The sequence below is a fragment of the Paenibacillus sp. FSL P4-0176 genome (genome assembly GCF_037975265.1).
GTDB classification, from domain to species: domain Bacteria; phylum Bacillota; class Bacilli; order Paenibacillales; family Paenibacillaceae; genus Paenibacillus; species Paenibacillus amylolyticus.
Genome location: NZ_CP150242.1, coordinates 1,356,884 through 1,377,809 on the forward strand (window position 1 = coordinate 1,356,884; position 20,926 = coordinate 1,377,809).

Here is a 20,926-nt window from a genome sequence, read left to right on the forward strand (position 1 = left end):
GATATAATAGGATTATCACAACAGATAAAGGAGCCCAGTATATTGAAAACTTGGACAGGTATCCTGCTGATGATTATTTTGGCGGTAGCTACGATTAGTACAACTTCGGCTGCCAGAACCATGAATGAATCGCAAAAACAGCTTAACATAGATGATCAATCCAGCCAGACCGCAGTGGGCGAGGCTTCCAATATAGATAAACTGCATGACACAGCGAAGACAACACAGGAATCGATTCCCGTGAAAGAGGAATACGTTTCGGTAGCTCCAGAGAATGAGAAGGTCAGATTATACCCTATGAAAGTTGAGGGTTCAGGATATATATATAACGGAATGATTTTGGAAGTGGACGGCAAAGTGCAAGAATTTAGTGATTGGCAGGGAGAAGGCGGGTCTTACAAACCCGAAGTGCACGAGTTGGATCTGAATGGAGACGGCCAGAAAGAAATTATCGTTTTGTACACGGAAGGTCATGGAACAGGTATTTATTTGGGACAAGCACGTATCATTAATCCGGTAACGCTGGAAGAGATGAAGATGCAATCTCTGGATGAGATTGCGAAACAACATGTGAAGTCAAAAGTTACGGTTAGATCAGACCGTGTGGATGTTGATGTCGCCGTTGATGGCGTTCAAGCAGAACCTTTACGGATCGAGGAAGATACGAGTGGCGGCGTATATAACGAAGAGTTGGGGTTCGGTGGAGTTACCTATTACAGTGTAGAGGATGGCCAGCTTGTCGTATCAGCAGCAGGATCTTACGGTGCGGCTTTGTATGCGGGTGATCTGACATTTGCTTATGAGTATCAAGATGGCGAGTGGAAGGCCGTAGATTTGAAGTACAGCATGGAAGTGTATGAAGAAGAATATTATGAATCTTTTGATTGATATCATCCTGTTGATATCATAGTGCAGTGGGAATTAAAAGTTCTCGATTGTGGAGTTAAGTGAACAACTGACAAGAATATTTCCTTTCTGCGTATACGGACAGTGGGAAACTGGGCGAGGCTGAAAAAAATGGGGACATACAGCCTCGTTTTGTGCTGCCCGGAAATAGGCAATGTGTACTAAAAATGCAGTAAACAATTGACATTATCACTTTAGTCGTTTAAATGTATAAAGGACAAATCATTTTAACATTCAGGAGGGATTTTGATGAAGAAAAAAGTTGTACTGGGTTTGATGGTAGGCACATTAACAATTGGGATCGGAACAGGTGCACTCGCAGCAACAGGACTGGAACAGATTAAAGCCTATCTGAACAGCAAGATTACGCTAAAAATGAATGGTGCCACGGTGACAGCCAAAGATGCCAATGGTAAAACAGTGTTGCCTATCACTTACAACGGAACGACTTATTTGCCTGTGCGTGCTGTGGGATCTTTGCTTGGGACAGAGATCACTTATGACAGTGCAACTTCATCCGTCCTGATTGGCGGAACGAATGGATCTGCGCCCGTAACCAACGGAAAAGTAACGCTGAGTGCACTTGGAACATCCGTACTGGGATCTACCGCTTGGCACACCAAAGATCCTAAGGATACCACATATAAAGGCAAGGATTACAAGGATGTTTATCTGCATAATGATCCTACGAAACAGGGGGATGATATCCAGATTAATACGGGTAAAAAGTATTCTTCTCTGCACTTGGAACTTGCCGCGCTGAAAGGAAATCAGGAGATTCATATCTATGATCAGGATCTCGCGACACTCAAAAAGTTCAATATCACTCCAGAAAGCGGTATGATGAGTCTAGATGTGGATGTTAAAGGTACAGACGCTGTCTATGTAGAGATTGTATCTGAAGATCCGGGTTCGGCTCTGTTTGTACCGCTCACAACATCGTATCTGACGAAGTAAAACACAATCTGCAAGTTTGCGACCTTACAGAAGGGGCAAGACAAGCATAAACATAAAAAAACGATGATTCACTAGGCGATTCCTGAACCGTATCCGGTATTCAGAGTTGCCTGGTGAACATCGTTTTTATTTTCTTTTTGTTACGAATATTAGCGGATCATGGTATCCAGTGGTTTCAGGTTAGCTTCAATCTCGGCGCGGCGACCTTCAAGGAATGGAGGCAAAGCAAGCGATTCACCCAGATGCTCCAATTCTTCGTCTGTATCAAATCCCGGACCATCGGTTGCAAGTTCGAACAGAATACCGTTTGCTTCACGGAAATATAGGGAGCGGAAGTAGAAGCGATCTACAAAACCGGAGTTAGGGAATTGGAAGTTACGAACCCGTTCCACCCATTGTTTGAGTTCTTCTTCGTTATCCACACGGAACGCAACGTGGTGTACGCTACCACGTCCAGGACGCTCTTGGGCAAGGTCATTCCGTTCCTCAACATGCACCTCGGAGCCGCTGCCACCTTCACCGGATTCAAAAACGAGTACATCAGGTTGACCTGGAGTAAAGGCAGGATAACTTCCTTTAGCTCTGAAACCGAGCAGTTCGGTAAGAACCGGAGCGGTAAGGGAAGCATCTTTTACCGTAAGATGGATAGGGCCAAGACCTACAATGCCATACTCGGCAGGCACAGGGCTCTGATCCCATGGTTTACCACCAGCGACACCTGTATTGTTTTCATCCGAGACCAGAATCAGACGTTGACCTTCAAAGTCTGTGAACGAGAGCGTGGCACGACCACCCCGTTCAACAATCTCTCCATGTGGGACTTCGAATTCGTCAAAACGCTGCTGCCAGTAAGTCAGTGCTGCATCACTTGGAACGCGCAGTGACGTGCCAGATATACTGTTCACGCCTTCACGAGTCTGTCCGGCCATCGGAATCTCGAAGAAGGTAAGTTCGGTACCCGGATTGCCTTTCTCATCGCCATAGAAGAGATGGTAGACGGACACGTCATCCTGGTTGACTGTTTTTTTAATGAGGCGCAGACCCATGATGTTGGTGTAGAAACGATAGTTCTGATCGGCATGTGCTGTTAGAGCGGATACGTGGTGAAGTCCTTTGATTTGCATAATAATTCCTCCTAGATGAAATGGGATAGTGTAAATGTTCAGTTGAACGTTTGTTAAGTGCGGTATATTGTATTTCGATTAAGAAAGTTACTAACTTTTCGTTTGTTTTGGTTCTGAATTTATCTTAACATAAAGATATTTAAATTACAATGCTTATTTAGAATTCCAACTGGACAGCACTTTCATTCAATGGCAAAATGAAAAAGTTAACATTAAAGAGAGATACTGTTGGTGAAATCCTTGTAAAGGAGAGAAGAGATGCATGGCGTATCCACCATGGCTGGACCCTTATGATGCAGAGCCGTTTATCCTGTTCTCCACTTCACATATCGTTTCAATTAGCGTAATTACAGCATTGATTGTACTGATGTTTTTGCTTCGACACCATCTTCGATCATGGTCAGAGAGGGCACGCCGCATACTGCGGATTGTTCTGGCTTGTATCATGTTTGCCTCCGAAATCGTGCTGCAGCTCTGGTATGTGTATGGAGGGATATGGAGCCTGCAGACGTCACTGCCACTCGAACTATGCAGTCTGTCTCTGCTATTATCGGCGTTGTTACTACTGACACGCAGTCGACTGTTGCATACTGCACTGCTGTTTGCAGGCATTGCCGGAGCCCTTATGGCGATCCTGACTCCTAATCTGGGTTATGGTTATGCACATTTTCGATTTATTCAATTTTTCGTTGCTCATGCCTGCATTATTCTGGCTTTACTCTACATGACCTGGGTAGAACAGCTGCGACCTAGCTGGAGATCTGTAGCAGGTTCGATGATATTTGTGAATGTGGCAGCACTAATTGTATACATTGTAGATGTCATGCTTGACGCGAATTATATGTTTTTGAGACACAAGCCGAGTACACCCTCGGTGCTGGATATGCTAGGTCCGTATCCCATGTACATCCTTGGGGAAGAGATACTTGCGCTAGTTTTGTTCTCGCTAATGTACATTTTGCTCTTTGCCATTCCAGATCGGTTGAAGCATCGTGTGAAAAAAGGTAAAAGCTCCGCGGTATAGGGATAATCCTTGTAGTTGCGTCTGCGCCGTATTATAAACTCTTTATAAATAAAATATCCCGCAGTAACCTGACTGGATCAGGTCGCTTGCGGGATGTTTGGGCGTTGTCCCTGAATGGGGCCAGCTTTTATATGTTTATCCACGGAGCAGAGATTCCGCACCATCCACGTAGATTCGTGTACCTGTAACATGAGAGGCTTCATCGGAAGCGAGGAACAGAACGAGGTTCGCCACTTGCTTCGACGTTCCAGGTTCGCCCTTGAGCGGATGTTCGTGACCCTCAGGGAATTCAACAGGAATCTGTACTTCTTTCAGATCATCCGACGGGTAGGTGTTATCATCAATGTTGGTATCGATGGCTCCCGGGCAAACGGCATTTACACGGATCTTATAACGAGCCAGCTCCAGTGCAGCCATCTTGGTAAATGCAGTTTGTCCCGCTTTGCTGGAAGCGTATGCAGAGAAACCAATCCCTGAGAAGACCCGGTTACCGTTGATGGAACTAGTGATAATGATGCTGCCGCCATGTTCTTTCAGATGAGGAATAGCATATTTGACGGTTGCGAAGGTTCCGCGCATATTGATCTCCATCGTCTGGTCCCAGTCCTCAATTTCCATCGTTTCAATCGGGGCCATCGTTCCGTTAATGCCGGCATTCGCAAATATGATATCCAGTTTACCCGCTTCAGCCGCAGCCTGATTGATTGCCTTCTGCACATTATCCGGTTTGGAGATATCACATTCGATCACATACGCTTCTCCGCCAGCCTTTTCAATCGTCTGCTTGGTTTCCTCCGCATTTTCGGGTGTGCGATCCAGCATGTACACTTTGGCCCCATGTTCGGCGAATCGAATAGCAGTAGCCTGACCAATACCCGATCCACCTCCGGTTACAATCGCCACTTTGCCTTCCAAACGTTGTTCTGTCATCTCTGATCCCTCCATGAGTTAGATTATCGTTGTACGCTCTACTTCTAACATACCCGGCTCAAGATGCGTGAATCATATGTGTATATATCAAAAAGAACAGGACCGCAATGCGGCCCTGTTCTGTGAGCAGATCATCTTCATGATCTGTCTGCTGTAATATTATTTTGGCATGTGAATGGTAGGAAACACCCTCAGGTCATGCCCTGGTTTACTTATGTTTCTTCCAGTCCATTGCACTGTTATTGAGCAAATACTCGAAATCGTTATCCCGGCGCTTCTGCTCCGCTTGGCGAGCTTCTTCTGCCTGCTGACGTTCCTGCTCTTTAAGAGCCGCCTCGGCAGCCTTGGCTTCATCCGCCTGAGCTTTCAGCTTCTCCAGCACATCACTGCTAAGCAGATCCTTCAGTGTTGTGGGTTTATCCTGTGCTACTGCTGCTTTGGGAGCAGGAGTGCGTTTTTTGGATTTTGCCATAGGAAAATCTCCTTTCCAAACATGAATCAGGTTCCATTTATCGTACAGTAGTCATAGTATATCAGGTTCCCGTAAAGCATTCCATGAATCTGCGGAACAAAAGCAGGAAAACGAGGGTTGCGTGACGAATGAAAACGGGTATAAAATCATATACTATTACCGATACTGCGACTATTCCCTGGAGAAAGGAGTCGTTGTTCGTGGAAGTAAACCGTGGTTTACTGAAAGGGCTTGCATGGGGCGTTGCCTTTAGCTGCCCGTTATGGATTGCGATTATCGGCTGGTTACGTTTGATGGGATGGATGTATTGAGGATGATGCCGGAAGAGGTCATTTTTTATAAAGTCATATATGTAACCGTTATCATTAAAATCAATAAATAAAGCTCTGCCTTGCGAGATACGCACAGGACAGAGCTTTTGTTTGTTTTGCAGTTCATTAACTCATTAACGAGATATAAAAATGAGGTTTCATCTGTTTGGCTAAGCTGCTGATTAAGGCACTTTTACCGGCTCTGGATACTCCAGACCATGGGTGTCTACCGTAACTTTTTTCATGACCTGATCGGTATCGGGTTTGTCCTTGATTTTGCTTATTTTCTGAGCTGCAATACCATCAACGACTTCTAAACCTTCGGTTACTTTACCAAAGGAAGCATAGGCATTATCAAGATGATCCGCGTCAGCTAACATGATGAAGAACTGAGAACCAGCCGAATCCAAATTATCTCCGCGTGCCATGGAAATGACTCCGCGGGTATGATTCAGGTGATTTTTGTGACCGTTGGATGTAAATTCACCCTTAATGGCATACCCTGGGCCACCTCGACCATTACCGTCTGGATCTCCGCCCTGAATCATGAAACCTGGAATAACACGGTGAAAGATTGTGCCATCATAGAAACCCTGATTCGCTAGTGAAATAAAGTTGTTCACCGTATTGGGCGCAATTTCCGGATATAGCTCAATGACGATCTTCTGTCCATCTGCCATTTCAATAGTAGCTACCGGATTGGGACCCGTTGGTTCAACTGGAGCTGGTGTTTCTGTAGCGCCACTCGAAGGGCGTCCGCAACCACTAATGACGATAAGCAGCATCGCAAGAACGAGCGATACTGCGGTTGTTTTTTTCCACCGTAAAGACATAAAAACGTTCCTCCTTGCATCTCTGCATTATATATTTTCTCCAAATCATATTTGGATATTTACCCAACTATCATACCGTTTTTGTGGACAGGATGGCAATGTAATACATGTGTTTGTGGTGAACAAGGGATGGCCTTCATGGAATGATGGGTGTAAAATAAGGAAAATGCTTCCGCATCGGGGACGTACGGGTCTGTTCCGTCCGCTCCAATACACGGCAGTCCCGGCGTCAGTAACGGAAAGGGCGTGCGGGTATATGAACTTCTCGTGGAAGCGCAATCTGGTCATATTGTGGATTGGTGTATTTTTTTGCAGCACCGCCTATTCGATCTCGATTCCATTTCTGCCTCTGTTTCTAAGTGCTGACTTGGGGGTTCGTGATCACCTGGAGTTATGGTCAGGACTGGCATTTGGCATTACGTTTCTTGCGAGTGCACTCGTGTCTCCGTTCTGGGGATCACTGGCTGACAAATACGGACGCAAGCCCATGCTGATCCGGTCGGGATACAGCCTTGCCGTCTTGTATTTAATCAATTATTTCGTGCAGGACCCGTATTCGCTGATTGTTGTTCGATTGTTCCAGGGTCTGCTTGCAGGGTTTGTTCCAGCAGCGATTGCCCTGGTAGGCACAAATACACCTGAAGAGAAGACTGGTTATGCACTTGGTATTATGTCCACTGCAGGAGCCACTGGTGGTATTATTGGACCGTTAATTGGTGGCGTGGTGAGTCATTATTATGGCAACCGGAATGCATTTTTGTTTTCGGCTATTGTTGTGTTAGTCTCCGCGATCATCGCAACCTTCTGGGTAAAAGAAGAGAACTTCAACCGGAACAAAGCGCGTTCCCACGTCATGGATGACATTCGTGAAGCAAGAGCGAATCGTTTGTTTATGACGGTGCTTGGCATGATGGGCATATGTACGTTCTCCGTCATGATTCTGGAGCCATTATTGACGGTCTATGTGATGGAGATGGGCGTTCAGCCGGATCGTGCCTCACTCAGCTCGGGTATTATTTTCTCAGCGGTGGGGGTAGCAACAGTTATTATGGCACCGCGTTGGGGCAAGATTGGTTCAAGGATTGGATACGGTAAAGTGTTGATCATTGGACTGGTTGGTGGGGCTGTAGGGAATCTTCTGCAGTTCTTTACAACAGGTTATATCGCATTCGGCATTTTACGATTTGTGTATGGTTTATTCTTTGCCGCTGTATTTCCGGCAATTAACGCCATGATTGTGCAGGCTACCGCATCGAGTTTCCGGGGCAGGGCTTTTAGTCTGAATCAATCCGCTGCCCAGATCGGGACGATGGCGGGACCGATTATTGGTGGTGTACTTGGGGGCTGGCTGCCGATACGCTGGATATTTATTATTAATGGAGTGGCATTGATCATCACTGCGATTGTAGCGAAGTGGTCAGGATTGGATCACAAACTGCCAGTGGCAAGTAAGGTTTCCGCTAAGCGATGATGCTAAATCACCAAGAGTAAGTGAACTTACAGGTAACAAAAAAGATGACGCTGTGAAATTACGAGGCCACTGAAAAAGTCCAACATCTATAAACAGATATCCCTCCTCATTTTTTTGAGGAGGGATATTTGTTTTCCTGTATAATTAAATGATTAATTTCAGGTGGTGTCTCGGATGATTTCAAACCAACAATCTCTTAACCTTAGTGCATTTATGGACATATACGATATCGTCGTACCTAAAGATAATATGCTTCGTCAAATCAATGATCTCGTAGATTTTTCATTTGTTCAGGTAGAATTGCAGCATAGATACTGCCTCGACAATGGTCGCAATGCAGTGCCTCCCATTCGAATGTTCAAATACCTATTGTTGAAATCCATTTTCGATGTATCCGATGCGGATGTTGTGGAACGTTCTAAATATGACATGTCCTTTAAGTACTTTTTAGATATGGCGCCTGAAGATGAAGTCATTAATTCTAGTTCACTAACGAAGTTTCGCAAGCTTCGCTTGAAAGATGTGAACCTCCTCGACATACTAATTCAAAAGACCATGAAGATCGCGTTGGAGAAAGAAATTATCAAAAGCAGCGCAATTATTGTGGATGCCACCCATACGAAAGCGCGATTTAATCAGCTATCACCCAAAGAAATATTAATGCAAAAGTCTAAGTTGTTGAGAAAATCCGTTTACAAGATCGATGAAAAAATGAAGGATAAATTCCCACCGAAAACAACGACGAACGAATTATCTGATGAACTGGACTATTGCCAAAAAGTTGTAGATGCAGTAGAAAAAGAAGAATCTCTCCGTGAATACCCAAAGGTGAAAGAAAAGCTGAACTACTTAAAAGAAATCATAGCTGATCACCATGAGCACTTTCAACTCAGCAATGATCCAGATGCACGAATAGGTCACAAAACGGCAGACTCCTCGTTCTTCGGTTACAAAACACATTTTGCTATGAATGGAGAACGAATTATTACAGCTGCGGTAATTACGACTGGTGAGAAAAGTGATGGAAAACAACTCCAAACTCTCATTGAAAAAAGTCGTGACACAGGTATGAAGATCGATACCGTCATTGGAGATACTGCCTATTCTGAAAAAGATAATATTCAATATGCCAATCACAACGAACTACAATTAATATCAAAATTAAACCCTAATATCACACAAGGAACTCGTAAAAAAGAAGATGAATTTGAGTTTAATAAAGATGCATGTATGTACGTTTGTAAAGCTGGACATATGGCGATTCAAAGAGCGCGCACAGGTAAGAAAGGTATGAATAATAACCAAAAGAATACCTACATGTTTGACATTGAAAAATGCAAAGTATGCCCAATGAAAGACGGGTGCTATAAAGAAGGTGCGAAAAGTAAAACCTATTCTGTAACCATCAAATCGACCGAACATAAGGAACATGAGGCATTTCAAAGTAGCGATAGTTTCAAAGAAAAATCGAAAGAACGTTATAAAATTGAAGCGAAAAATAGCGAACTCAAGCACAGACACGGGTATGATGTTGCATCGTCCTCGGGTCTTGTTGGCATGCAAATGCAAGGTGCCATGGCCATATTTACTGTTAATCTCAAGCGAATCATTACACTCATGGAAGACTCAAAGTAAAAGGATAGAGAAAAAGGCTATATTCCGTTCCAATGTGAACGAAATATAGCCTTTTTGATTTAAAATGAATCTTAACAAATTAAAATCGTAAGTTTTTCAGTGGCCTCTGAAATTACAGACGTCATCTTTTTTAAGTCTACTACGGATCTATATAAGTTAGTCATCCGAAGAGGGCTTACGAGAAGCCTTCTCTTTGGGAATGGCATGCTCGACCGCATCACGTTGATCCTCATCCTCAAGTGCTTCGGGAAAGGAGTCCTCAGTGAACAGTCCGAAGTCCGGGTCAATATCCCGTTCGGTCACGAGATTATCCGGTTCATGCACATGCTTTTGGCGATCTTCCTTCATCGTGTATGCACCTCCTCATTCAGGATGTCATAACAGCTGTTAATGTCGCGGTGGAATGTCGTTCTCTGGTTTGGCATCTGCACCAGCACCATTAAGCAAGTCGGTACCATGCAGCGCATCCGGATCGGGTGCAGCAGGATCAACCGGACTGTTTGGTTGCAGAAGATCTGCATCCGGTACAGATTCCAGCGGTGTCTCTGCCAAACGTGAATCCAATTCCGGCTCATCCACAGCGGTTGCGGCTACGGGTGCCAGATCCGAATCTTCCGTTACAATCCGTCTGCCGGAAACTTCATCAAAGGTATCCATATCGCCTTCCGGGACTTCCGTCTCTGGCGGAATATCGCGGGACCTCTGATAACGGTCATAATAGCGGTCGCTCTCTTCGTTACTAATTGGTTTGTCAGACATGAGTAACACTTCCTTTCATTGTCGGTTGTCCAAATGCTTCTTACCCGTAGTTACCCAAAGCGCTAGTGTTGTAATCTTGCACAGGTTATTATCTCCGGGTGTTCACTACGATATGAATGCCTTAGAATTTGGGGAATACATATTTAACCAAGAAGTATAAAAATCCGAAAAAGATAATGATATATGCGGCATATTTAATAAATGTGGAAGCGACCATACTTGAATCCGATTTATGCTGAACATCCTTATGTTCTACCTCAACCGTACGATGGGGCTCATTCATTGTAATCATCTCCTTAGCGTGTTTGTTTGCTTTGAGAAACCATTACACCCGGAGCAAAGGATTGAATCGCAGCCACCGTTTTTACAGCTTTTCCTGTTTTGCCTATGTTATGATGAAGCTTGAATATGTAAGGGAGGGATTCATGTGGACTGGTATACACTGGGTAATATGATCACACGCATCCGTATCGGGCAAAAGGCGTCCACACCCGGGTTCTCCCGTACCGTCATCCGTCGTCCGGATGGTTTGTTTTGGGTAGGCGGTATATGGTCCGGGCAAGTTGTCCAGTTACGGGATTTCCTTTTTTCCGACATATGGACCATCTATGATGATGAGGAGACAGAGCAGTGGCTTGAATTTCGCAGTCAAGTTGAACAGAAAGAACGGGAAATGATAGTGAACCAGTTCGAAGACCTGCGTGATTAATTGAATAACTTTAACAATAAAATGGAAATAAGACTATAAATCGACTTAAATGTGAAATTTCATTTTATCTCAAGAAGGTGACGTGACAAACGGTGGCGAATGATAAATGAGAGAATCTAAGATAGGGAAAATTAGAACTTTGAGGTGCTGTGAATGAAAAATGTGCCCAAAGCTATCGTCATCTTATGGATGAGTGTATTGATTATTCTAGGCATGCCACATGGGATAGTCTTTGCAACTACAGGAGCGGTTCAGCAACCTGTATCCATTACAGGATGGGAAGTAAAATGGGGGAACGTTGACGATCAAGGGTTCATCAGTGAGGTTAAGGGAGCAGACGAGATATGGGAAAAGCAGGGCAGCGATAAATTAGAGTATAGCAATACGGATCGATCGAATTCTCTATGGACTCGCCTGACCATTCCTGAGTTGAGTGAGGAAAGTTCAGCCATTCGATTTGAGAACGTTAAAGGCAATCATATTGTTGTTTATCTGGAAGACCGCAAGGTCTACGAGAATTATCATTACAATTATGATAATAATGCTGTGTTGCTGCCCTTATCCAGCGAAAATTCAGGTGACACGCTCTATGTATGGTCGCAAAATGAAAAAGGCCGTCTGGGGATACAAGGTACTGTTCAGGTTGGACCTTATGCCGCGTTACAGGAGAAATATATTCATAACGGACTTATTGATGTAATTTTGGGCGCGACCTTTGTGTTCACAGCGATTACGATGCTGAGTTGTACGTTCTTCCTTGGCAAATTCCATAAGGGATTATGGATCTCGCTATGCATTGTGATGGGTTCCATCGGCACGATGATCATCACGTACTCGCAATTTTTGTATACGTTCTATCAGGTATATGGTGACCTGTATTCCGTAGTCTTTGATCTGGCGATGCTGCTGGGTATGCCAGCGCTATGTTATTTTTTTGAACAGATAATCGGGCCAGGACTGCATGGAATCTTCACCAAACTGCGAAAAATACTATTCATATATTCAGTTATCGCTGTGTTCTCTCTATTTATCTATGTGACTTCAGGTGGGCAATGGGAGATCCTCTACAATCTGCTCGTACAGCGTGTGGTTGGCATTGTGCTGGTCATTCTGCTGACAATCCTGTTGGTTGGTACCATCGCCAAAGCGCTGCAACGAAATCGGGAAGCTATGCTGCTTGCAACGGGATTCGGTACATTTGCCTTGATCAGTGTGGCTGAACTGTTGTGGTATTATCAGCGGAGTGGGACGTATCATCTGTTATGGTGGAAATGGTCCATGGTTGCATTTGTGATCTCGTTGATTGCCATTCTCGGAAGTCGCTTTGCCGAAAAACATACTAAAGTTCTAGAGTATTCCAAGGAACTGGAGCTGTTCAACAATGAGTTGCAGCGATCAGAAAAGATGGAGATTATTAGTGAATTGGCCGCTTCCGTTGCCCATGAAGTACGTAATCCACTTCAGGTGACAAGAGGGTTCTTGCAACTTATGACGGAACAGGAAGACAACAAAAACAAGGGGTACGTGCGAATTGCACTGGAAGAACTTGATCGGGCTTCGGGCATCATAACGGATTTTCTTACCTTTGCCAAACCTGAGTTTGACCATATTATCTCGCTCAATATCTCGGATGAGTTCAATCATATTGAAGGCATTCTTGTACCGATGGCTAATCTGGAAGGTGGTAAAATCACCACCGACATTCCGCCAGATCTATATATTCGAGGCAATTCCTCGAAGTTCAAGCAGGCTTTTATCAATATTATCAAGAACAGTATTGAAGCTCTGCATGGACAAGGCCAGATTGATATCTGGGCGTACAAGCAGGATGGAATGATTAAGGTGCATGTCAGGGATAACGGAGAAGGAATGGACGAGGAAGCACTCTCCCGGTTGGGCGAGCCTTATTTCTCCAATAAAATCAAAGGCACGGGCCTCGGCATGATGGTGACATTCCGAATTGTTGAAGCGATGCAAGGACAGATCAGCTTTACAAGCACCAAAGGGGTAGGAACAGAAGCGGTTGTATCTTTTGTCGAGTTCGTCGATTGACGAACTCACAGAAGGATACAGCGGCTTTTTTTGTTCCTACCCCTAATTTCTTACACTACAAGATTAGCTCACCCGAATTAACTTCTCCAAGGCCCACAATTCACATCATAATTTACTTTGGAAGGGTTGGGAGGTATGACAAGCACATAGTCATTCTGCTGCTCCTCAACAGTGCGTACCTGAATGTTCTCCGGAATTACGATGCCGAACGCTTCACGAAGCGCCTGCTTCGGATTGGAGTGCAATTGTTGTCTGAAGTGCTCGTCAGTCCAAGCCTTTTCAATAATATCCTCATGCAACGTTTTCTCTGATACCATCATCGTCAACATTCCCTTCATATTTAAAATTAAACTGAATCAGCTTAGTCTTTATGCTCAGAATCCCAATTGTTGCTCGCTAATCCAGTGATGAAACCCACCTTGGAGGAGCTGTTTCTTCCGTTGTGTAATGTCCTGAACAGCTTGTACTAAAGTGCTGCATAAATAAGAATTAAACGCCTCAAGATGCGATTTTCCTAAGTTAGACGATGTTAGTGTACGATTATAGTGATAAGCAATGTCTACGTAAGAGTTCATGAGTTGTGTATTGTATACATTGTCATGTATACGTTCGCTTAGAGGATGAACTGGATAGTTGTGATTCAGTGCTGCGGATATGTGGGAGAGGTAGCTGTTGTAGTTTCCATGCACAGCATCTTGTTGCGTGTCTGTGAAGTCATCGGTCATCTGGAGTGTCATGAGTGTGATGTTGATGGTAGAACACACCGGGATGATCCGGTCGGACTGATTCAGCAGAAGCAGTGCACCAGTAGCTCCAATGAGGAGAGGGGCAGCCTTTTGCGCAATCAACAAGGGATTCTGTTGGAAATAATCAATGGAATGCTCACCCGTAACACTCACGGCCCAATCCACTACATATTGTCTGAAATAGACCCAGAACGTGGAGGAAGGATTGAATAATACCGCGTAAGATTGAAGTGCATCCATGTAATAAAGATTACCCAGGGATAACTTCAATGTGGCATTCTCCGGTTGTTCATCCATCACGTCGTCCTGATTCAAAAAATATAACATGTGAATGAGACAGGCTGTACTTAATTGGTGTGCTTTCTCTGGGGGTAGTTTATCTGAGTGTTGCATCCAAAGTGGAGTGATGTACCCGATGTAGCTGTGTCCCGAATCTCGTAACAGCGGATTAACCGAACGAAGCTGCTCTAATGCATGTCCTGACAAGGGTTCGGGATATTCCCGTACGAGTTGCTCCGCTGAAGCAAACACGACCTCCAGATCGGATCTAAACGGATCTAACCAATCTTTCCGCATTGTTACATATCGTCCTTCCTACGATAAGGTAATCCAGGACTGTTCAACTATATTAGTTGAAATAATCATTTACACGATAACGGAGAGGACAGAAAAAACCTGAAAAAGCGAAGCGTTCGCCTTTATCACCGGATTTTCCCTAAAGGGAAATAATCAAAAAATCTGGGGATAACAGCGATTGGAAGGTTGTTCTGTCAGCGTAGTGTCAGTGTAAATAATATGTAGTTCAACTGATATAGATCATGAAGTTACACTTAGTATAGCGGAAATAAACTGAAAAAAATAGGATTTTTTGTGATCAATTGTGAGAAAAATGATGACTTTTTGTATTTTATGGCATAAAAAAGTGGATTTTAGGCTCAAACTAGGAAGGCACAGGATTTCGACATCGGAAAGGCGGCAGAAAAATGAATTTGAAATGGAAAACATGGATGGCAGCCGGATTGGTAGCCGTAGTTATAACAGCAGCAACAGGACATGTAGCATTCGCTGATTCAACGGTTCGGGCTGAGGAACATGTCGATGCGTCAAAAGCTTCTTCCTCCGGCAAACCAGCGAAGCCATGCATGCAGGCAGGACACGGTCTGTTTATGATTGGTGAGACGGCAGACTTGCTAGGGATTGGACTCCGGGATCTGAAAGAACAGATGGAACTTGGCAAGACGTTGTCCCAGATTGCGAAAGAGCGTAAGGGACTTAGTGAGGAGCAGTTATTGCAGAAGTTGAAGCCTACACTGGCACAGCGTTTGGATCAAGCTGTAGAAGAAGGTTGTCTCACCAAGGAACAAGCTGCAGCCACGAAGGCAGACATGGATACAAAGTTGAAAAAGGTCATCAATACCCCGCTGCGTGATTTGCGGCGTGAATTTGCCCACCATGGCAAACGTTCCATGGTAGATAAAGGTGAAATTGCCCGGTTTATTGGAGTCACCCCTGCTCAACTGCACGAGCAGCTTCAGGGAGGGAAATCCCTGGCTGAGATTGCTCAGGCAAAAGGCATTAGCGAAACGCAGCTGGTGGACAAGCTGAAGGAACAATTAACGGGTGATCTGAAGAGATTTGTGAATCAGAAGGGCAACGTGCATCCAGCCCCGGGTCCCCAGGAACCTGTTCCTGGACGATCAACTTCGAGCGAAGTGAAATAAAGAAGAGCGTCTCCATGAGGGGACGCTCTTCTTTATTTCAAAATGGCTCACTCGTTCCCGTACTGCGAGTTGGGCCGGGTGACGGAGTTCGCTCAAGTGAATTTCTTTTATCCACAGCAGCTGATGAATTAGGTATAGAACGTGGTTTACGCATTAACCCTACGGTGAAACGTGAGCCAGGAAGCTTGGATAGCGTCCAACTGATTGCAAGAGCAATCCCAACTGTTACAAGGAACGATAGCAACGTTACAGGCAGATGCCATCCACTGAGATGAAGCGGTCTGGTTACATAAGCGATCGCGTAGATCACCAGTGCATGAACCAGATATCCACCAAATGAATAACGGCCAATCCAGGCTAAGAGGCGCTGAAACCGTGTATCTTTGCCCCGCATTAGTACAAGGAAACCATACATCATAAACATCTGAGCCATAATGATCAGGAATGTGGTTGGTTTCAGATAGGTAGAGATATTCAGATTCACAACATCCCCTGACCCACGCAGCACATCGTAACCAAGCCATATATACATCCCTATAAACAGACAGATCGTCCATGGCAGGATCTTCGTGGTCCAACTCCTCCAGCTATCCACTGACCAGGCACATACGGCACCCAGTAAAAAGTAAAACCAGTACATCACCCATGAATAGGAGCGATATTGCAGCAACGTTGACCAAGGCTCAGACATGGATTCTGTCCAGCCCCCCATATTATAGTAGGACCATTGCATAAGCAGGGCATATAGTGCTGCCGCAAAGAGAATTAGTCCGATAATGACTTGCATGGGCGTGAAACGTGAGGTGTTCTGGATACGTCTCTGAATGGTTTTTGCTCCTGTCCAGAACAGGGGGAACAGAATATAGAACTGAAACACCATAATGACAAACCAGAGATGATATCCCGTCTGTGGTATAAACAGTTCACGAATCAGACTGCGAAAATCCGGTATGCCTGCACGCCAGAACGCGGGGGTGAAGATACGGACAGAAAGCCAGTAGATCAGTGTCCATACGACAAACGGCATATAGATATCGCCAAATCGCTTTCGAATGAAGCGAGGGTAATCCGGTTTGGTGTTACGATGATGGTAAAACAACATTACACCCGATAGAAATACAAACGTTGGCGTACCAAATCGGGTCAGATGATAAATCATGGTCAGCATAATGGAATCCGGTTGTTCAATATCAGCGCGATAGATATACTCAGCGATACTATGCTGCATGACGATTGCCAGAAAGGCAATGCCCCGCAGTTCGGTCCATTCCGTTATTCGCGGTTTTTTCACATTGTAATCCTCCCTCCAGGAACCGGAGTTCATCATATAAGGGTACCTGTTAAACATTAAGGCTGCATTAAATGGAGAAAATAGGTACTAAAAAAGACGGCTTTGGCCGTCTTTTCTATTGATATATCTCATGCTTGTTTTAGTTCTGTTCCTCTGATGATAGAGTCTCTGAGGACGCGGCATCTTCTTCAAACAGTTTCTGAATGTAGGACTGGAGTTTGGTCACATCAACACCCAGTACCTGAGCTGAGCCGACCAGTTCATTGGTGAGTAGTTTGTTCGGTGGAATCTGCTGCTGATCAATATCGTTCACGTGGATATCGAAGCCAAGTGATGCGAGTTTTAACATCTGAGTTGGACTGAGGTCTGTCTCAATATAGGGAGCGATCGCTTCCAGGATATCCGGGATTTTGAAAAGCGACGTGGTGCTCTGCATTTTCTTGGCCAGCTCGGTCATGAAGATCCGCTGCCGTTCGGTGCGCGTGAAATCCGAGGTGGCATCATGCCGGAACCGAACATATTGCAGAGCGGTTTTGCCGTCCATATGCTGCAATCCTTTTTTCAAGTCAATGTCGTACATATGTTTATCTGCTTTACTGGTGTAATACATGTCTTTCTCCACATCGATCTCAATGCCGCCTACCGCATCAACAAGTGCCATGAAACCTGTAAAGTCTGTGTAGACATAATGCTGAATGGGAATACCGAGCAGATCACTGACGGTTTGTTTAGTCAGCTCCGCACCCCCGTAGGAAAAGGCTGCATTAAGTCTGCTTTTGCCATGCCCGGGAATGGCTACATAGGTATCACGCAGTACGGAGAATAGATGGGCTTTCTTGGTGACCGGATCAATGGAAGCGACCATGACCGAGTCCGAGCGTCCTGCATCGTCGCCTCTTGAGTCTCCACCAAGGAGCAGAATGTTCACCCGTTCCTGGCCCTCCCATCTGGGAATCGTTGTCGTTGGTGTGTCTGAATCGTTGTCTGTGCCGGAAGAGGACGAGTTGGATGAAGTCCCGGAAGCCGTGGAGATGCTATTGGCAAAATGAACAATCGAATATCCGTAATAGACAACGACACCTGTAACTGCAAGTGCCAAGGTCAGGGCTGTACCCCATAACCATTTTTTAAGCATAATCTTCACCTTTCTATGATTGAACTGATATGTAACCCAAACTAGTTTAACAAAAAGAAAGCAAAATGTCCTCTTTGATTTCGTAACTTCGGTCAATGTGAGTAATGTTTGACAAATAGTTAGTGTATATTTATTATGTAAAAAATAATCTTGTTTTGTGTAATGGGGGTATTAAAAGCCAGTTATGAATCAATCACTATTTAATTGGATTAATCAGTTTGCAGACCAAATACCGTTTCTGGACTGGTTTATGATCACATCATCCGAGTATGCGGTTTGGATCATGATCGCACTGCTCGTTGTTGTATGGTTTCTCGGCGATCCATCGAAACAACGAATTGTTTTCTATGCCTGTGTGGCTTCCATTGTAGCGCTGGTTCTGGCCAAATGGGGGATTTCACCAGCGGTCGGTCACCCAAGACCTTTTGTAGAAGGGACTGTGCATCAGCTGGTTGCCCATGTACCTGATCCTTCTTTTCCAAGTAAACATGCTTCCTTTGTATTTGCTCTGGCGGCTGCTTCATTCTTTATTGGACGTCGCTTCGGGTTATGGATGTTGTTACTCGCTGTGTTGACAGGGGTGTCGCGTGTATATGTTGGTGTGCATTATCCAGGAGATATTCTGGGAGGATTCATTCTCGGAAGTCTGCTTAGTGTGGTTCTGATTACAACCCGCAATTATACCAAGTCGATTCCCGACTTTTTCATTAATATACACCGACGTGTTTTTCGTTAGCTTTTGAAAGCAATGTCTAGTGAAGTTTTGGTAGTTTAGTTTATTGAAAGAAGTCTCTTATCTCTGGTTCTGCCAAAGATGGGAGACTTTTTTTGTGTTATGTTCGAAGTTACATGAAATTTACAGAAATTGAATTCTAACATCTACAATTCACGACGATAGGTGACGATATATTATAAATATGTATTATTTTGAGGAGTGGGACACATGGAAGACACGCGGGGGAATAAGTTGGGGATATTGAAGTTAACGATTCGAGGCAAGTTACTGACTGGTTTTCTCATAGTCGTGGCTCTGTTGATTGTTGTAAGCGTTTATGCGTTAATACAGATCCATAATATGTCTGGTAAAGCCAATGATGTGGACCAGACCTGGATGCCGAGTGTAAGCCTGTTGGGTATGATGAATGGTGATGTTTCGGATGTAGAGCGGTTAGCGCTGGCCATTATCGTTGAACAAGACGAAGAAGAAAACGTCAAGGTGAATGAAGCGTTAAAGTTGCTCCTCACGAAGATTGAAGATGAGCGTAAACAGCTGCTAACGTTCATTGAGAGCAATGATGAAGCAATGAAGCTCTACAATGATTTCAGTACGAATTATGATGCTTATGTGGAGAAAATGCCTGCATTCATAGAATTCGGTATTGCAAATAACTATGAAGAAGCAAGTAGACTGCACACTGAAGCCTATCCATTGTGGTATACAGCTAACGACACGATTGCCAAGCTGATCGAATCTGGGAATAAAGGATCGGATGCAGCAACGAATGATTCTGTCGAGTTGGCTGAGAATACATTTAATGTGATTTTGGCCGTGACGATTTTTGCATTCCTGATCGCCGTGTTCATTGCATTCTTCATTGCAAGCATCATCTCACGTCCAATCAAAAAGATGAATGAAGCGGCCATGGCAATTGCCAATGGTGATCTGACGGGTGAGACGATTGTGCTCAAGAACAAAGACGAATTGGGAACGCTCGCGGCTTCCTTCAATACCATGAGTGGCAATTTGCGCTCCATGATTGAATCGGTATCGATGACTTCCGAACAGGTAGCAGCTTCATCGGAAGAGCTTCTTGCAAGTGCAGAGCAGAATACTCAAGCATCGGAACAGATTTCCGAAACGGTTGAGGAACTGGCCGTGGGCACGTCAGATCAAGTTGATATTGTGAAGCGCTCTTCACAGGCGATGAATGAGATGGCTCTCGGATCAGAGCAGATTGCCGAGCTTGCTCAGAGTGTATCCGTATCTGCTGTGGATGCGGCGAATCAATCTTCCGAAGGAAATATGATTATTCAGCAAGCGGTTGAACAGATGGGTTCTGTTCGGAATTCCATTGCTTCGCTGACTGAATTGGTTACAGGGCTGGGGGAACGTTCAGCAGAGATTGGAACCATTACCGAGGTAATCAACAACATTGCTCGGCAGACCAATCTGCTTGCACTGAATGCAGCCATTGAAGCCGCACGAGCAGGAGAGCACGGACGTGGTTTCGCCGTAGTTGCGGGAGAAGTGCGTAAGTTGGCTGAGGAATCTTCTACATCTGCGCAAAGAATTACGGATCTCGTTCAATTGATCCAGAAAGATACGGATCATGCTGTTCAGGCAGTGAAAGTGAACAGCAGTGAGACAGAAGCAGGAATCGAGATGGTTACTGCGGCAGGACAAGCGTTCGAGCAGATCTCGGATGCGGTCAACAAAGTAGCGGGTGAAATCCAGGAAGTATCTGCAGGTTCAGAGGAAATGTCGGCGAGTACAACTGAGGTTGTAGGATATGTAAGTCAAATCTCCAACATTGCTGGAGAGGCAGCGGGCGGGGTTCATAATGTATCTGCCGCAACTCAGCAGCAGTTGGCTTCGATGGAAGAGATTGCATCATCCGCGGGTTCATTATCCAAAATGGCCGAAGAACTGCAGGAGCAGATTAACAAGTTCAAAGTGTAACCAATGAGATGTTCTGATACCTAAGGTGTAGAGAAACATACTGACAGGATGGTCAGAATGCCATTCGATTTGTACTGTTTATGATAACAAGGGCGAGAAGCTGTTTCTCTAACGCGCATATGCGTTAGAGAAACAGCTTTTTTTGTCACATGACGCAGAGCAGGTCACAA

General features: G+C 44.7%; 21 protein-coding genes. 10 read left to right on the plus strand and 11 right to left on the minus strand.

Annotated elements, in window-relative coordinates:
* The first annotated feature begins 42 nt into the window (after positions 1–42).
* Both MKY95_RS06030 and MKY95_RS06035 read left to right on the plus strand, forming a co-directional pair.
* On the plus strand, positions 43–888 hold the full coding sequence (locus MKY95_RS06030) for a hypothetical protein (RefSeq protein ID WP_339197592.1): 846 nt from the start codon (positions 43–45) through the stop codon (positions 886–888).
* Between the two features lie 267 nt (positions 889–1,155).
* Positions 1,156–1,863, plus strand: a complete 708-nt coding sequence (locus tag MKY95_RS06035; RefSeq protein WP_036612085.1) for a stalk domain-containing protein — start codon at positions 1,156–1,158, stop codon at positions 1,861–1,863.
* 149 nt (positions 1,864–2,012) lie between these two features.
* Here MKY95_RS06035 and MKY95_RS06040 read toward each other — a convergent pair whose 3' ends face one another.
* Complete coding sequence (locus MKY95_RS06040) at positions 2,013–2,987, minus strand: ring-cleaving dioxygenase (RefSeq protein ID WP_339197597.1); 975 nt, start codon at positions 2,985–2,987, stop codon at positions 2,013–2,015.
* A 262-nt stretch (positions 2,988–3,249) separates the two neighbouring features.
* Between MKY95_RS06040 and MKY95_RS06045 the strand changes: the two genes are divergently transcribed.
* Complete coding sequence (locus MKY95_RS06045) at positions 3,250–4,011, plus strand: TIGR02206 family membrane protein (RefSeq protein WP_076251317.1); 762 nt, start codon at positions 3,250–3,252, stop codon at positions 4,009–4,011.
* A gap of 135 nt (positions 4,012–4,146) precedes the next feature.
* On the opposite strand, the gene MKY95_RS06050 is transcribed toward MKY95_RS06045, so the two are convergent.
* The 3 genes from MKY95_RS06050 to MKY95_RS06060 form a co-directional block, all read right to left on the minus strand.
* Positions 4,147–4,941: an SDR family NAD(P)-dependent oxidoreductase gene (locus MKY95_RS06050; RefSeq protein WP_036612094.1), complete on the minus strand. Its 795-nt coding sequence runs from the start codon at positions 4,939–4,941 to the stop codon at positions 4,147–4,149.
* A gap of 208 nt (positions 4,942–5,149) precedes the next feature.
* Positions 5,150–5,413, minus strand: coding sequence for a YqkE family protein (locus MKY95_RS06055; protein ID WP_036612099.1), 264 nt, complete (start codon positions 5,411–5,413; stop codon positions 5,150–5,152).
* A gap of 493 nt (positions 5,414–5,906) precedes the next feature.
* Complete coding sequence (locus MKY95_RS06060; RefSeq protein ID WP_339197601.1) at positions 5,907–6,557, minus strand: peptidylprolyl isomerase; 651 nt, start codon at positions 6,555–6,557, stop codon at positions 5,907–5,909.
* A 256-nt stretch (positions 6,558–6,813) separates the two neighbouring features.
* Here MKY95_RS06060 and MKY95_RS06065 point away from each other — a divergent pair, with 256 nt between their 5' ends.
* The gene (locus MKY95_RS06065; protein WP_047841895.1) at positions 6,814–8,028 is read left to right on the plus strand and encodes an MFS transporter; all 1,215 of its coding nucleotides are present in this window, start codon (positions 6,814–6,816) and stop codon (positions 8,026–8,028) included.
* Between the two features lie 174 nt (positions 8,029–8,202).
* Entirely contained in the window at positions 8,203–9,663 is a 1,461-nt protein-coding gene (locus MKY95_RS06070; RefSeq protein ID WP_339194416.1) for an IS1182 family transposase, read from the plus strand.
* 156 nt (positions 9,664–9,819) lie between these two features.
* Here the strand turns inward: MKY95_RS06070 and MKY95_RS06075 are convergent, their stop codons facing one another.
* The 3 genes from MKY95_RS06075 to MKY95_RS06085 all read right to left on the minus strand — a co-directional run bounded on the left by MKY95_RS06075 (position 9,820) and on the right by MKY95_RS06085 (position 10,705).
* On the minus strand, positions 9,820–10,011 hold the full coding sequence (locus MKY95_RS06075) for a hypothetical protein (RefSeq protein WP_036611535.1): 192 nt from the start codon (positions 10,009–10,011) through the stop codon (positions 9,820–9,822).
* 39 nt (positions 10,012–10,050) lie between these two features.
* Positions 10,051–10,422, minus strand: coding sequence for a hypothetical protein (locus tag MKY95_RS06080; protein ID WP_036611534.1), 372 nt, complete (start codon positions 10,420–10,422; stop codon positions 10,051–10,053).
* A 121-nt stretch (positions 10,423–10,543) separates the two neighbouring features.
* On the minus strand, positions 10,544–10,705 hold the full coding sequence (locus MKY95_RS06085; protein ID WP_017690239.1) for a hypothetical protein: 162 nt from the start codon (positions 10,703–10,705) through the stop codon (positions 10,544–10,546).
* Positions 10,706–10,849: 144 nt separating this feature from the next.
* Here MKY95_RS06085 and MKY95_RS06090 point away from each other — a divergent pair, with 144 nt between their 5' ends.
* Positions 10,850–11,131 carry a hypothetical protein gene (locus MKY95_RS06090; RefSeq protein WP_036611533.1) on the plus strand — a complete coding sequence of 94 codons (282 nt, stop codon included), beginning with the start codon at positions 10,850–10,852 and terminating at the stop codon, positions 11,129–11,131.
* A gap of 153 nt (positions 11,132–11,284) precedes the next feature.
* Positions 11,285–13,183: a HAMP domain-containing sensor histidine kinase gene (locus MKY95_RS06095; protein WP_339197604.1), complete on the plus strand. Its 1,899-nt coding sequence runs from the start codon at positions 11,285–11,287 to the stop codon at positions 13,181–13,183.
* A gap of 77 nt (positions 13,184–13,260) precedes the next feature.
* Here MKY95_RS06095 and MKY95_RS06100 read toward each other — a convergent pair whose 3' ends face one another.
* The gene (locus MKY95_RS06100) at positions 13,261–13,521 is read right to left on the minus strand and encodes an NHLP leader peptide family RiPP precursor (RefSeq protein ID WP_339197607.1); all 261 of its coding nucleotides are present in this window, start codon (positions 13,519–13,521) and stop codon (positions 13,261–13,263) included.
* A 36-nt stretch (positions 13,522–13,557) separates the two neighbouring features.
* Positions 13,558–14,505 (minus strand): hypothetical protein, encoded by a 948-nt coding sequence (locus tag MKY95_RS06105; RefSeq protein WP_339197609.1) that lies wholly within the window; start codon positions 14,503–14,505, stop codon positions 13,558–13,560.
* Positions 14,506–14,912: 407 nt separating this feature from the next.
* Here MKY95_RS06105 and MKY95_RS06110 point away from each other — a divergent pair, with 407 nt between their 5' ends.
* A complete protein-coding gene (locus tag MKY95_RS06110; protein ID WP_339197612.1) occupies positions 14,913–15,650 on the plus strand; it encodes a hypothetical protein in 738 nt (245 codons plus the stop codon).
* Between the two features lie 37 nt (positions 15,651–15,687).
* Here the strand turns inward: MKY95_RS06110 and MKY95_RS06115 are convergent, their stop codons facing one another.
* Both MKY95_RS06115 and MKY95_RS06120 read right to left on the minus strand, forming a co-directional pair.
* Positions 15,688–16,941, minus strand: coding sequence for an acyltransferase (locus MKY95_RS06115; protein ID WP_339197615.1), 1,254 nt, complete (start codon positions 16,939–16,941; stop codon positions 15,688–15,690).
* A 139-nt stretch (positions 16,942–17,080) separates the two neighbouring features.
* Complete coding sequence (locus tag MKY95_RS06120; protein WP_339197619.1) at positions 17,081–18,076, minus strand: LCP family protein; 996 nt, start codon at positions 18,074–18,076, stop codon at positions 17,081–17,083.
* A gap of 184 nt (positions 18,077–18,260) precedes the next feature.
* Between MKY95_RS06120 and MKY95_RS06125 the strand changes: the two genes are divergently transcribed.
* Complete coding sequence (locus tag MKY95_RS06125) at positions 18,261–18,812, plus strand: undecaprenyl-diphosphatase (protein WP_076327350.1); 552 nt, start codon at positions 18,261–18,263, stop codon at positions 18,810–18,812.
* 207 nt (positions 18,813–19,019) lie between these two features.
* Complete coding sequence (locus MKY95_RS06130; protein ID WP_083677324.1) at positions 19,020–20,756, plus strand: methyl-accepting chemotaxis protein; 1,737 nt, start codon at positions 19,020–19,022, stop codon at positions 20,754–20,756.
* The last annotated feature ends 170 nt before the right edge of the window (positions 20,757–20,926 follow it).

Excerpts from the sequence above, each read along its gene's own strand:
- MKY95_RS06035 (WP_036612085.1), top strand. The coding sequence starts at position 1,156 with ATGAAGAAAAAAGTTGTACTGGGTTTGATGGTAGGCACATTAACAATT.
- MKY95_RS06075 (WP_036611535.1), bottom strand. The coding sequence starts at position 10,011 with ATGAAGGAAGATCGCCAAAAGCATGTGCATGAACCGGATAATCTCGTG.
- MKY95_RS06040 (WP_339197597.1), bottom strand. The coding sequence starts at position 2,987 with ATGCAAATCAAAGGACTTCACCACGTATCCGCTCTAACAGCACATGCC.
- MKY95_RS06110 (WP_339197612.1), top strand. The coding sequence starts at position 14,913 with ATGAATTTGAAATGGAAAACATGGATGGCAGCCGGATTGGTAGCCGTA.
- MKY95_RS06060 (WP_339197601.1), bottom strand. The coding sequence starts at position 6,557 with ATGTCTTTACGGTGGAAAAAAACAACCGCAGTATCGCTCGTTCTTGCG.
- MKY95_RS06050 (WP_036612094.1), bottom strand. The coding sequence starts at position 4,941 with ATGACAGAACAACGTTTGGAAGGCAAAGTGGCGATTGTAACCGGAGGT.
- MKY95_RS06105 (WP_339197609.1), bottom strand. The coding sequence starts at position 14,505 with ATGCGGAAAGATTGGTTAGATCCGTTTAGATCCGATCTGGAGGTCGTG.
- MKY95_RS06095 (WP_339197604.1), top strand. The coding sequence starts at position 11,285 with ATGAAAAATGTGCCCAAAGCTATCGTCATCTTATGGATGAGTGTATTG.
- MKY95_RS06120 (WP_339197619.1), bottom strand. The coding sequence starts at position 18,076 with ATGCTTAAAAAATGGTTATGGGGTACAGCCCTGACCTTGGCACTTGCA.
- MKY95_RS06125 (WP_076327350.1), top strand. The coding sequence starts at position 18,261 with ATGAATCAATCACTATTTAATTGGATTAATCAGTTTGCAGACCAAATA.
- MKY95_RS06065 (WP_047841895.1), top strand. The coding sequence starts at position 6,814 with ATGAACTTCTCGTGGAAGCGCAATCTGGTCATATTGTGGATTGGTGTA.
- MKY95_RS06055 (WP_036612099.1), bottom strand. The coding sequence starts at position 5,413 with ATGGCAAAATCCAAAAAACGCACTCCTGCTCCCAAAGCAGCAGTAGCA.
- MKY95_RS06080 (WP_036611534.1), bottom strand. The coding sequence starts at position 10,422 with ATGTCTGACAAACCAATTAGTAACGAAGAGAGCGACCGCTATTATGAC.
- MKY95_RS06130 (WP_083677324.1), top strand. The coding sequence starts at position 19,020 with ATGGAAGACACGCGGGGGAATAAGTTGGGGATATTGAAGTTAACGATT.
- MKY95_RS06070 (WP_339194416.1), top strand. The coding sequence starts at position 8,203 with ATGATTTCAAACCAACAATCTCTTAACCTTAGTGCATTTATGGACATA.
- MKY95_RS06100 (WP_339197607.1), bottom strand. The coding sequence starts at position 13,521 with ATGAAGGGAATGTTGACGATGATGGTATCAGAGAAAACGTTGCATGAG.
- MKY95_RS06045 (WP_076251317.1), top strand. The coding sequence starts at position 3,250 with ATGGCGTATCCACCATGGCTGGACCCTTATGATGCAGAGCCGTTTATC.
- MKY95_RS06085 (WP_017690239.1), bottom strand. The coding sequence starts at position 10,705 with ATGAATGAGCCCCATCGTACGGTTGAGGTAGAACATAAGGATGTTCAG.